The sequence below is a fragment of the Actinophytocola sp. genome (assembly GCF_050699935.1).
In the GTDB taxonomy this organism is placed as follows: domain Bacteria; phylum Actinomycetota; class Actinomycetes; order Mycobacteriales; family Pseudonocardiaceae; genus Actinophytocola.
Genome location: NZ_JBOHGB010000202.1, coordinates 1 through 10,744 on the forward strand (window position 1 = coordinate 1; position 10,744 = coordinate 10,744).

The window sequence follows — 10,744 nt, forward strand, 5'->3', positions numbered from 1 at the left end:
CGACCGCACCTGATCCACCGTCTGCCCAGCGACAGCACCGACCTGCCGCAACTCCGCACACGCCTGCGAGACCGCCGACGCGAAGAACTCACCAATCTGCCCAAACGCGCCACCACCCACCGACTCCCGCGCACCACCCGAAGCCGACCGCACCCGCTGCGCAACGGCCGTCACCACCATCGCGTGCGCCCGCACCTCCCCCACCACAACATGAAAACCATCACCCATGACGACGCCCCGATTCGTGTCCGGCTCGAAAGCCCCAGTTCGCTCGTGCTGGGGAAACATACGTCGTCCACCTGGGAACCCGACTCCGCCGAAGGTCGTAGTCAGGCCAAGAATTTTCAATCGTAACCCTGGGACGGCCGTGCCGATTCGAACCACCGTCCTCGTGGTACCCGAGGCCGGATTCGGGAAAGGAGACGTCATTATGGGAATCGGAGTCGCGCGCAAGATCATCGACGCACACCTGGTCGAGGGCGAGGCCGTGCCGGGGAACGAGATCGGGATCCGGGTGGACCAGACCCTGACCCAGGACGCGACCGGGACACTCGTGATGCAGGAGCTGGAGGCCCTCGATCTGGACCGCGCGCGGACCGAGGTGAGCGTCCAGTACGTGGACCACAACCTGTTGCAGGCGGACGAGAAGAACGCCGAGGACCACGAGTTCCTGCGCTCCGCGTGCCGCCGCTACGGCCTGTGGTTCTCCAAGCCGGGCAACGGGGTCTCGCACCCGACGCACATGCAGCGGTTCGGCGTGCCGGGCCGCACCCTCGCCGGGTCCGACTCGCACACGTGCGCCGCCGGGTCGCTCGGCATGCTGGCGATCGGGGTCGGCGGGCTGGAGGTGGCGCTCGCGATCGCGGGGCAGCCGCTTTACCTGCGGATGCCGGAGATCTGGGGCATCCGGCTGACGGGCGAGCTGCCGGCATGGAGCTCGGCGAAGGACGTGATCCTGGAGATGCTGCGCCGCCACGGGGTTCAGAGCGGGCGCGACCGGATCCTCGAGTACCACGGGCCGGGACTGGCCACACTGTCCGCTATGGACCGTCACGTGATCGCCAACATGGGCGCCGAGCTGGGCGCGACCACGTCGGTGTTCCCCGCTGACGACGCGGTGGAGTCCTTCCTGCGCGGCGAGGACCGGGCCGGCGACTTCACCCGGCTCATGGCAGATCCCGATCCCGGCCACGACCTCACCGACCACATTGATCTGTCCACTGTGGAGCCATTGATCGCGCGGCCGTCGTCGCCGGGTGACGTGGTGCCGGTGCGGGAGGTCGCCGGGGAGCCGGTGAGCCAGGTGGTGATCGGGTCGTCGGCCAACCCCGGCCTGCGGGACTTCGCGATCGCCGCCGCCATGGTCGCCGGGCGCCAGACGCACGACGCGGTCAGCTTCGACGTGAACCCCTCGTCGCGGCAGATCTTCTCCGACCTGACCAGGATCGGTGCCACCGGCGAGCTCATCGCGGCGGGTGCGCGCATCCACCAGGCCGGCTGCCTCGGCTGCATCGGGATGGGCCAGGCACCCGCGGTCGGCCGCAACTCGCTGCGCACCTTCCCGCGGAACTTCCCGGGCCGGTCGGGCACCAGGGAGGACTCGGTGTGGCTGTGCTCGCCGGAGACCGCGGCCGCGGCGGCGCTGACCGGCGAGATCACCGACCCGCGGGACCTCGCCGCGCGGCTGGGCATCGACCACCCGACGCTGGACCTCCCCGAACGGGCGTCGGTGAACACGGCCATGCTCGTGGCGCCGCTGCCGCCACAGGAGGCCCAGCGCGTGGAGCTGGTGCGCGGGCCCAACATCTCGGCACTGCCGGACTTCCCGCCGCTGCCGGACCGGATCGAGGCCCCGGTACTGCTCAAGGTCGGCGACGACGTGTCCACCGACGAGATCTCCCCGGCCGGGGCGCGGGCGCTGCCGTTCCGGTCCAACGTGCCCGTGCTGGCCGAGTTCACGTTCACCCGCATCGACGAGGACTACCCGGCCCGCGCCGCGCGGGCCCGGGACGGCCACCTCGTGGTCGCGGGAGACAACTACGGCCAGGGCTCCTCCCGCGAGCACGCCGCGATCACCCCGCGCCACCTGGGCCTGCGTGCCGTGGTCGCGAAGTCGTTCGCCCGCATCCACTGGCAGAACCTGGCCAACTTCGGCGTGCTTGCCCTCGAGTTCGCCGACCCGACCGACTACGACCGCGTCGAGCGTGGGCACGTGCTCGCCCTCGACGACCTGACCCTGGACGGCCCGGAGCTGACCGCACGCAACGTGACCACGGGGGAGGAGTACCGGCTGCGCCATCGCCTCTCACCCCGCCAGGTGGACGCGGTCCGGGCGGGCGGGCGGATCCCGCTGCTCGTCCGCCGGATCGGCTGACCACGCCTGCCGCTACGCGCGGGTCACGGCGCCGGGTCGAGGGCGTCCTCCAGCGACGGGCGGATGTCGAGGACGGTGTCGAGGGCGGCCAGCGCGATCGGGCGGAGCGTCACGCGGGTGGTGGCCACGACGCGTACCGCGGTCCGCTCGCCGGCGGCCTGCTGGGCGGCGACGAGCGCGCTCAGCCCGGTGGAGCCCAGGAAGGTGACCTCGGTCAGGTCGACGACGAACACCGACGGCTCGTCGGCGAGCGCCCGCGCGACGGCCTTCTGCAGCGCCGCGTCGGCGAGCAGGTCGATCTCACCGCCGACGCGTAGCACGGCCACCACGCCCCGCCGGTCGAGGTCGACGGTCGCGGCGTCGCTGTCCGCGGGGTGTTCGGCCGGTGACATGCTTGCTCCTCGAGCTCGCCGGGCACGCGGTCCATCGTATTCCCGGGTGACGTGGCCGTCCCGGTCGCGGGAGGATGGCGTCGTGCTGTCCGACACTCCGACGACCTGTGGCGGGAGTTTCCGCGCCTCGTGCCGGGCGTGCTGTACGCGGCAGGGTCGGCCCGGATGCCGACGTCGCCGAGCGGGTCTCGCGGTACACCGCGGTGGCGGGGGACCGGCTCGCCGGCCGAGTGGAGTCCGAGCTGCCCGAGATCCAGGCGTGGCGGCGGGCCTTCGGCCGGCTGGGGCTCAAGCCGACGCAGTACCGGTGCGCGTCGGAGTCGTTGCTGCGCCGCTTCCGCAAGGACCGTGAGCGGGAGTGACGGAGCGTTCGCCGTCTGGACGGAGACACGGTCGCTCCGCAAGCTCCGCTCCGCGGAGAAGCGCATGCGCGCCAGCGCCGAGCATCGCACGGAGGAAGACGGCGAGTAGCGGAGGAGCGGAGCGAACCATCCAACAGGGCGAGCTGCCCCGCATCCACCCGCTCATCGACCTGTGCAACGCGGCCTCCCTGGCGTTCGCGATCCCGGTCGCCGTGCTCGACGTCGCCGAGCTCGCGGAGACGCTCGAGGTGCGCCACGCGACCGGCGAGGAGACCTACGAGACCTTCGCGGGCACGACCGAGCACCCGGAGCCGGGCGAGGTGGTCTACGCCGACTCGGCGGGGCGCGCACACGCCCGGCGGTGGACGAACCGGCAGAGCGGCCGCTCGGCCGTCCGCGACACGACCGGCTCGGTGCTGATCGTCGCCGAGGGGCTGCACAAGACCGCCCCCGACGACGTCACACGGCTCGTCGCGGCGCTCGCCGAGGACCTCGCGGCGGTCTGGCCGCTCAGCCCGAAGACCGCGCTGCCGCGCCGGTCGGCATCGGAGTTCGTGGTCTGACGCCCACCTGGGAGCAGGTAGTGCGGCCAAGCGAACCAACCCGGGTTAGGCCTCGCGTCGGCCGGGCGACGCCGGTTCGGTGGCAAAGCCACGATTCGTTGCCGCTACTGGTGGATATGTGACATTGTCACGGGCACGTGTCACAGCACGCGTCCGCATCCCTGCACGGCGGAGGTAGAGCAATGCGAGCAGTACGACGGGGCCTCGTAGTGACCGTGGCCGGCGCTCTCGGGGCGTTGGCCGTCACCGCGGTGGTTCAGGCGCCGGCGGCGGCCGCCGCGCCGAACTTCCAGGTGCCGTTCCGGTGCGGTACGACGGTCACCGCGGCGACGTTCAGCGGGCACAGCCCCCCGAACTCGGTCGACTTCCAGAAGTCCGGCATCACCGGGATGCCCGTGCTGGCGTCGGCCGGCGGCACCGTGTCCCGTGTGGACAATGAGGGCAGCGTCAGCTACGGCCGGTGGATCGAGATCGACCACGGCGCCGGGTACCGCACCCGCTACGCGCACCTGTCGGCGCAGCAGGTCTCCGAGGGGCAGCGGGTCTCGCTGGGCCAGCAGATCGGCAAGGCCGGGGCGACCGGGGGCGTCACCGGACCGCACCTGCACTACGAGCAGCGTCTCAACGGGACGGTCCGCAAGGCCGTGCTCGACGGCCGGGCCGTGCCCTACTTCGGCCACACCAACTTCACCAGCCGCAACAACTGCGGCGGGAACCCTTACACGGCAAGGGAAGTGTGCGGCTCGGGCTACTCCGTGATCGACTCGCACGACCTGGGCAGCGCGGCGCGCGTGTACCTGCTCTACAACTCCGGCAACGGGCGGAACTGCGTGGCGACGATGAAGACGTCCTCGATCGGCAAGAAGACACCGGTCTCGGCGCATCTTCAGGCACAGGGCGGCTCGAAGGTGACCGACTCGGGCAACTTCTCCTACTACGCCGGACCGGTCACCCGCCACGCGGCCAGTACGTGCGTGAAGTGGGGCGGCTCGGCCGGCTCGGCGTCCTACACCAGCCCGTACGAGCACTGTGGCTGAGCGGGAGCCGGCCGACATGCGATCGAGTCGACTCGTCAGGGTGGCGGCCACCGCCGCCGCCCTAGCGCTCACCCTCCTGTTCGTCGTACTGACCCCGCCGGCGAGCGCCGCCGAGCCCTGGCCCTCGGTGCGCCAGGGTGCCACCGGCGCGGACGCCGTGACCGTGCAGTACCTGTTGCGCCAGCACGGCCACGACATCCCGGCGGACGGCGACTTCGGCCCGGTCACCGCCGCGGCGGTCACCGACTTCCAGGCCGCCCAGGGGCTCACCGCGGACGGGATGGTGGGCCCGCAGACCTGGCCGCGGCTCGTGGTCCCGGTCCAGCAGGGGAGCAGCGGCGAGGCGGTCAAGGCCGCGCAGACGCAGCTGAACAAGTACGGCGCGGGGCTCACCGTGGACGGCGCCTTCGGCCCGGTCACCGACGGCGCGGTGCGTGCGTACCAGGGCTCGCACGGGCTGGCGGTCGACGGGCTCGTGGGCCCGCAGACCTGGCAGAGCCTGGTCAGCGGTGCCGGCGGTGGCGACCCGTCCGGCTTCTCGCTCCCGCTCGACCGTGGCGCGCTGCCCCGCGAGGCCTACGGCGCCTCGCACTGGAACGCCAACCCGGCGGTCGACCTCATCGTGTCCTATGTGCCCGCCTACGCGATCACCAGCGGCGTGGTGGACCACTACGACAGCGATTCCTGCGGCATCGGGATCCGGCTGCTGCAACCGGACGGCTCGCGGTTCATCTACTGCCACCTGTCCGAACGCGCGGTGGCCGAGGGCGCGCAGGTGTCGGCCGGCACCCGGCTCGCGACGACCGGCGACACGGGCAACTCCGGTGAGCCGCACCTGCACGTCGAGATCCGCACCAGCGACGGCAACGCGCGCTGCCCGCAGAGCTACCTGCTCGCGATCTACGACGGGGCCACGCCACCGAGCCTGGGCAGCCTGCCGACCGGCGGCTGCACCAGCTGACCCGGCCCCGGCCGAGGGGTGCCCGCCGCCTTCCCCGGGGCGGCGGGCACGGGCCGGGCGCCAATGCCTGGAAGGCGTCCTCCCGGGCGTCCAGTGTCCGGAAGGCGTCCTTCCAGGCTCGCGCTCACGTCAGGCCGGGCGGGCGCCGAGTGCCTTGGCGGCGGCGACCGTGTCGACCAGGCCGGTGCCCTTGTCGAAACTGGACGTGTACGGCCCGACCGCGCGGTACGGCGCGCCGGCGGAGAACTTGTACGCGGTGGCCTTGAGCGCGTTCTCGATCTGGCCCGGGGTGGCCGACGGCCTGGCCTGGAACAGCTGGGCCACGATGCCGGTGATCTGCGGCGCGGCCATCGAGGTACCGCTGATCACGTTGTAGGTCCCCACGTCCAGCGCGCCCGGGCCGTTCATCGGCTGCAGGCCGGTCGCGCAGATCGGCAGGTAGAGCCGGCACGCGGACACGATGTTCTCGCCGGGCGCGGAGATGTCCGGCCAGGTGCGGGGGGCGGCGGACGCGCCGCGCGAGGAGAACTCGGACACCGTGCCGTCGCGGGTGCCGGTGCCCTGGTCGTTGAACGAGGCCACGGACACGATGCCCGGCGTCGGGTCGGTGCCCGGCGGGTTGGACAGGTTGGCGGAGCCGTCGCCGCCGTCGTTGCCGTTGGCCCACACGGTGACCACGCCCTCGGCGGCCAGCTGGCGCTGGAGCTTCACGGTCGCCGAGTTCGGGTCGAACGCGCCGCCGCCGGACGGGCCGTAGGAGTTGTTGATCACCTTGATCGGCGGGCAGGCCGCGGCCGGCACGCCGGGGCCGCACGGCGCGGCGTGGTTCTCGAGCACCCAGTTCAGCGCGGCGTCCGCGCCGATGATCAGCAGCGCCGCGCCGACGGACAGCGACACGATCTTGGCGCCGGGCGCGGACCCGCCGACCCTGGTGCCGTCGGCGAGCGTGTAGTTGTTGCCGGCGGCGATGCCGTTGACGTGCGTGCCGTGGCCGCCGACGGCGAGCAGGTCGGTGTCGACGACGGTGGGCAGGTCGACCATGCAGCCGGCGGTCGGGGTGCCCTCGGTGAGGCAGACGCCCTTGAGGCTGCGCACGACCCGGGTCTTGCCGTCGGCACCGGTGAAGGCGGGGTGGGTCGGGTCGATGCCGCTGTCGATCACCGCTACCGACACGCCGGTCCCGTTGAGCTTCTTGCCGTTGGCGCCGACGAGAGTCCGCTGGGCGGCGAGGCTGCGGGTGGCCTTGGTGCCCGAGCTCGCGAAGAACCGGAGCGGGTCGTTGCCCTCGACGTAGGTCACGCCCGGCAGTGCGCGCGCGGCGCGGACCTGGCTCGCGGTGCCGGTCGCGGCGACCACGCCGATGCGGTCGAAGCTGGTGAGCTCCGTGAGCCCGGACTGCCGGACGGCCGCGTCGGCGGCGGCGAGGTCGCTGCCGTGCACGAGGACGGCCATCGGCAGGGCGTCGGCCGCGGTGCCGAGCGTGCGGGCGAGGGAGGCGGACAGCGGCGCGAGCACCGGGCCGGGTGCGGCGGCGGCCGGCACCCCGACGCCCATGGGTAGGAGCGCGAAGGCGGCAGCGAGCGCGAGCTTCCGTGGTGACCACCCGCGCGAAGATCGACCGATCATGTTGAGCCTCCAACCAGCGACGACGCTTGTCCCACTAACGAGCGACCCCCAATGAGGTGACGTGACGTGCTGGAGGGACTACGCCCCGCGTCCCCCGCGCGGGGGACGGGCCCCGGGTGCAGCCGAGCGGGCGACCCGGCCGGCACGCGCGTTCACCGATGGCAACCGCGATGACCGGTCATCCGGGATCGCTCGTTCACCGCGGCGTTGTGCCGGGCTGATCGGGAGCACCGAAGGGCCCGCGGCGCGCTTGCCGCACCGTAGTGACCTTCCGTCGTTGCGAGTGGTGAGCGGGCGCCGCGCCGACCGACACTGGTCTTGACCAGGTCACTGGTGGTTGGGGGGCAGGCGATGACGTCACTGGATGGGCGGGCGGTCGTGGTCACGGGGGCCGGTCGGGGGCTCGGCCGCGCGTTCGCGACGCAGGTCGCCAGGGTGGGGGCGGCCGTGGTGGTCAACGACATCGACGGCGAAGCCGCCGAGGACACGGCGGCGGCCATCCGGTCCTTCGGCGGCGCCGCCGTGGTCAGCGCCCACGACGTCGCCGATCCCGGAGAGGCGCGGGGGATCGTGGACCTATGCGTGGCGGAGTACGGGCGCATCGACGGGCTCGTCAACAACGCCGGCCTCCACTACGAGGCCCTCCCGGCCGACGAGGACCTGGGGACCGTGCGCGAGCTGATCGAGGTCAACGTGCTCGGAGTGATCTACACCGGCCTCGCCGCGGTGCGGGCCATGGCCGGGCGCGGCGGGTCGATCGTCAACATCTCTTCGGGGGCCTCGCTCGGCCAGCGCGCCCTCGGCACGTACGCGGCGAGCAAGGGCGCGGTCGCCTCGCTGACCTACTCGTGGGCGCTCGACCTCGAGGCCGTCGGCATCCGCGTCAACGGCGTCTGCCCGGTCGCGCGGACCCGGATGGTGCTCGGCTCGGAGCGCGCCCGCGGCGCCTGCCCGCCGGAGAGCACCCCGGACAAGATCGCGCCGCTCGTGGTCTACCTGCTCGGCGACCGGTCGGCCGGCGTCACCGGGCAGCTGATCCGCTGCAACGGCCCGCAGCTGCACATCGTCGGCCAGCCGTACCTGAAGGCACCGATCCTCGAGCGCACCCGCTGGGACGCCGACGGTGTCGAGCACGCGTTCGCCGAGGTGTTCCATGCCCACCTCGAACCGTATGGGCTGGAGAAGCGGCTGCCGCCGACACTGCGCAAGTGGCTGGCCGAACCGCGCTGGGGCGTGACGTCCTGACCGCCACGCTCGTTCCTGGCGTCCGATGTGGACGGTGAGCGACGGTCAGACGTCGACCTTGAACGGATCGTGGTCGGCGATCAGCTTGTCCACCCGGGCGCGGTCGACCCGGCTGGCGACGTAGGCCTCCTCCTGCCTGTCGCGGACGCACTTGGCCAGCGTGAAGGCCGAGGAGACGGTGAAGAGCAGGCCCATCGCCAGGAAGCCGCGCACCCAGGGATCGACGGGCAGGAACGCGATCCCGATCACGACGGTGCTCGTGGAGATCGCGAAGGAGGCGGCGGACTGGAAGAAGAAGGCGGCCGTGGTGGGGGACTTGGACTGCACTGGAGTGGTCATGCGATGAGCATCGCCGGGCGCGCGGCGCGTGTCTTGAGTATGCCTACTCACAACGGATTACGAACCGGTCGCAAGCCGTCCGCCCGCTCGGCTTCCAGGCCTACCGCACGAGGGGGATCATGGGAGGCGTGTGGCACTGGTGGAGCGGGCTGAGCAGGCGGCGGCGCGGGTTGGTCGTGGCAGTCGCGGTCGCGCTCGCCGCCGCGGCGGTCGCCGTGCTCGTGCCGCTGCTCGCCGAGGACGGGGACGAAACGCCCGGCGCGGCGCCGCCGGACCGGCCCGGGCCGGTGCTGCTCGTGCCCGGGTACGGCGGGTCCCGGGAGTCGCTGTCCACTTTGGCCGGTCGAATCAGACGGACGGGCCGCGAGGCGCAGGTGCTGACGCTGCCCGGCGACGGGACCGGTGACCTGCGTGCTCAGGCCCGCGTGCTGGCACGGGCCGCGCGGGACGCCGTCGACGCCGGTGCGCCCTCGGTGGACGTGATCGGGTTCTCGGCGGGTGGGGTCGTGGCGCGGCTCTGGGTCGCCACCGGCGACGGCGCCCGCATCGCGCGCCGGGTGGTGAGCCTCGGCTCGCCGCTGCACGGGACGCGCCTCGCCTCGAGCGGCGGGGTGCTCGCGCCCGGCGCGTGCCCGGTGGCCTGCCAGCAGCTCGCCCCGGGCAGTGCGCTGCTGGCCGGGATCGGCGGGGATCCGCCCGTGGACTGGCTCTCGGTCTGGACGGAGAACGACCGCACCGTGCTCCCGCCCGACTCCGCGCGCCTGCCCGGCGCGGTCAACGTGCCGTTGCAGGACGTCTGCCCGGACGCGGTCGTGGTGCACGGACAGCTACCGGTGGACCCGCTCGTCACCGGGCTCGTCCTGCGCGCACTCGGCACCGGCCCGCTCACCGAGCCGGATCCCTCGGACTGCGCCGAGTTGCGCGCTGGCTCGTGATGTCGCTCGCGGCGAAGTCCGCTAACCCGCGATGGCCAGTTGCTCAGCCGGCTCCTCGAACTCGTCCAGCTCCGCGATGGTCTTGTTCATGATTGCCTCGCCTTCCGCGTCCAGGTCGGGCCTGCGCAGGCGTTGCGGAACCCACTCGCCGGGGTCCGTACCCCGCGCCCACGCGGCGCACCGTCGGCAGGTGTAGGCCATGCTGTCGGTCCACTTCTCCACCAGATGGCGCCTGATCCGATCGCCGGCCAACTCGTCGGCACGCTGCTCCAAACGCCACTCGAAGAAGTCGGCCCACTCCTCGTTGCCGGCTGCCCGTTCCGCCGGACTCAGGTGCCCGTCGATGCTCAGCCACGGAATGACCTCGTGATCGACTCCACCGGACGCGGTGACATGCAGGAACCGCGCGATGTGTGGCCACCGCGCCGAAATCCCATCAGAATCCAAAGTAGACGGTCGGTCTCCCATGCTCGTCTCCTACTGCTCTCGTCTCGAAGTGCGGGCTTGCACTGAGGACAGTAGGGTCGTTTTCGGGAAGGTGCTGGGCTTTCCAAGGGTGGGAAGGTGAGAGCGTGCCGAACAAGCGACAGCCCCCGAGGCCCCGGGACCGGATCGTGGGCGCTCGGCTGCGTGCGATCCGCAAGGAGCGAACGGAACTGAGCCTAGCTTGAGTTTTAACGTTCTGGGGCTCGGACGCGCACCCGGTTGATCATGGGTGAAGCCCTTGGTTGATCATGCTTCTTGCTGAGGGAAGACGATCACGCCAAGGGCTTCAGTTGATCAGTGTGCACCACCCCGACACTGCCGTTGTGCTCGGGGAACTGGCCGCGTTCCGCGACGGGTTCTATGCCTGCCTGTCTCGCCGTGCGGATGCCTTGTTCGAGTTGACCGACGCGGTGCTGTGCTGGGA

Annotated in this window: 12 protein-coding genes; 8 read left to right on the forward strand and 4 right to left on the reverse strand. The window is 72.0% G+C overall.

What is annotated here, in order from left to right; all coding sequences use genetic code 11:
- The coding region (locus ACRDTB_RS35130) for a hypothetical protein (protein WP_431436561.1) at positions 1 to 354 on the forward strand (354 nt) is incomplete at its 5' end.
- A 76-nt stretch (positions 355 to 430) separates the two neighbouring features.
- Positions 431 to 2,374, forward strand: a complete 1,944-nt coding sequence (locus ACRDTB_RS35135) for an aconitate hydratase (RefSeq protein ID WP_431436562.1) — start codon at positions 431 to 433, stop codon at positions 2,372 to 2,374.
- Between the two features lie 23 nt (positions 2,375 to 2,397).
- On the opposite strand, the gene ACRDTB_RS35140 is transcribed toward ACRDTB_RS35135, so the two are convergent.
- Positions 2,398 to 2,766: an STAS domain-containing protein gene (locus ACRDTB_RS35140; protein ID WP_431436563.1), complete on the reverse strand. Its 369-nt coding sequence runs from the start codon at positions 2,764 to 2,766 to the stop codon at positions 2,398 to 2,400.
- Positions 2,767 to 2,873: 107 nt separating this feature from the next.
- Between ACRDTB_RS35140 and ACRDTB_RS35145 the strand changes: the two genes are divergently transcribed.
- The 4 genes from ACRDTB_RS35145 (at position 2,874) to ACRDTB_RS35160 (ending at position 5,689) form a co-directional block, all read left to right on the forward strand.
- Positions 2,874 to 3,128: a hypothetical protein gene (locus tag ACRDTB_RS35145; RefSeq protein WP_431436565.1), complete on the forward strand. Its 255-nt coding sequence runs from the start codon at positions 2,874 to 2,876 to the stop codon at positions 3,126 to 3,128.
- Positions 3,125 to 3,691 carry a B3/B4 domain-containing protein gene (locus ACRDTB_RS35150; protein ID WP_431436566.1) on the forward strand — a complete coding sequence of 189 codons (567 nt, stop codon included), beginning with the start codon at positions 3,125 to 3,127 and terminating at the stop codon, positions 3,689 to 3,691. The genes ACRDTB_RS35145 and ACRDTB_RS35150 overlap by 4 nt, the downstream gene beginning before the upstream one ends.
- A 182-nt stretch (positions 3,692 to 3,873) precedes the next feature.
- Entirely contained in the window at positions 3,874 to 4,728 is an 855-nt protein-coding gene (locus ACRDTB_RS35155; RefSeq protein WP_431436567.1) for a M23 family metallopeptidase, read from the forward strand.
- A gap of 16 nt (positions 4,729 to 4,744) precedes the next feature.
- Complete coding sequence (locus ACRDTB_RS35160; protein ID WP_431436568.1) at positions 4,745 to 5,689, forward strand: peptidoglycan-binding protein; 945 nt, start codon at positions 4,745 to 4,747, stop codon at positions 5,687 to 5,689.
- A 129-nt stretch (positions 5,690 to 5,818) separates the two neighbouring features.
- Here ACRDTB_RS35160 and ACRDTB_RS35165 read toward each other — a convergent pair whose 3' ends face one another.
- Complete coding sequence (locus ACRDTB_RS35165) at positions 5,819 to 7,315, reverse strand: S8 family serine peptidase (RefSeq protein ID WP_431436569.1); 1,497 nt, start codon at positions 7,313 to 7,315, stop codon at positions 5,819 to 5,821.
- Positions 7,316 to 7,666: 351 nt separating this feature from the next.
- Here ACRDTB_RS35165 and ACRDTB_RS35170 point away from each other — a divergent pair, with 351 nt between their 5' ends.
- On the forward strand, positions 7,667 to 8,560 hold the full coding sequence (locus tag ACRDTB_RS35170; RefSeq protein ID WP_431436570.1) for an SDR family NAD(P)-dependent oxidoreductase: 894 nt from the start codon (positions 7,667 to 7,669) through the stop codon (positions 8,558 to 8,560).
- Between the two features lie 45 nt (positions 8,561 to 8,605).
- Here ACRDTB_RS35170 and ACRDTB_RS35175 read toward each other — a convergent pair whose 3' ends face one another.
- The gene (locus tag ACRDTB_RS35175; protein WP_431436571.1) at positions 8,606 to 8,899 is read right to left on the reverse strand and encodes a YiaA/YiaB family inner membrane protein; all 294 of its coding nucleotides are present in this window, start codon (positions 8,897 to 8,899) and stop codon (positions 8,606 to 8,608) included.
- A 128-nt stretch (positions 8,900 to 9,027) separates the two neighbouring features.
- Here ACRDTB_RS35175 and ACRDTB_RS35180 point away from each other — a divergent pair, with 128 nt between their 5' ends.
- Entirely contained in the window at positions 9,028 to 9,834 is an 807-nt protein-coding gene (locus ACRDTB_RS35180; protein ID WP_431436572.1) for an esterase/lipase family protein, read from the forward strand.
- A gap of 21 nt (positions 9,835 to 9,855) precedes the next feature.
- Here ACRDTB_RS35180 and ACRDTB_RS35185 read toward each other — a convergent pair whose 3' ends face one another.
- A complete protein-coding gene (locus ACRDTB_RS35185) occupies positions 9,856 to 10,302 on the reverse strand; it encodes a hypothetical protein (protein WP_431436573.1) in 447 nt (148 codons plus the stop codon).
- Positions 10,303 to 10,744 lie beyond the last annotated feature (442 nt).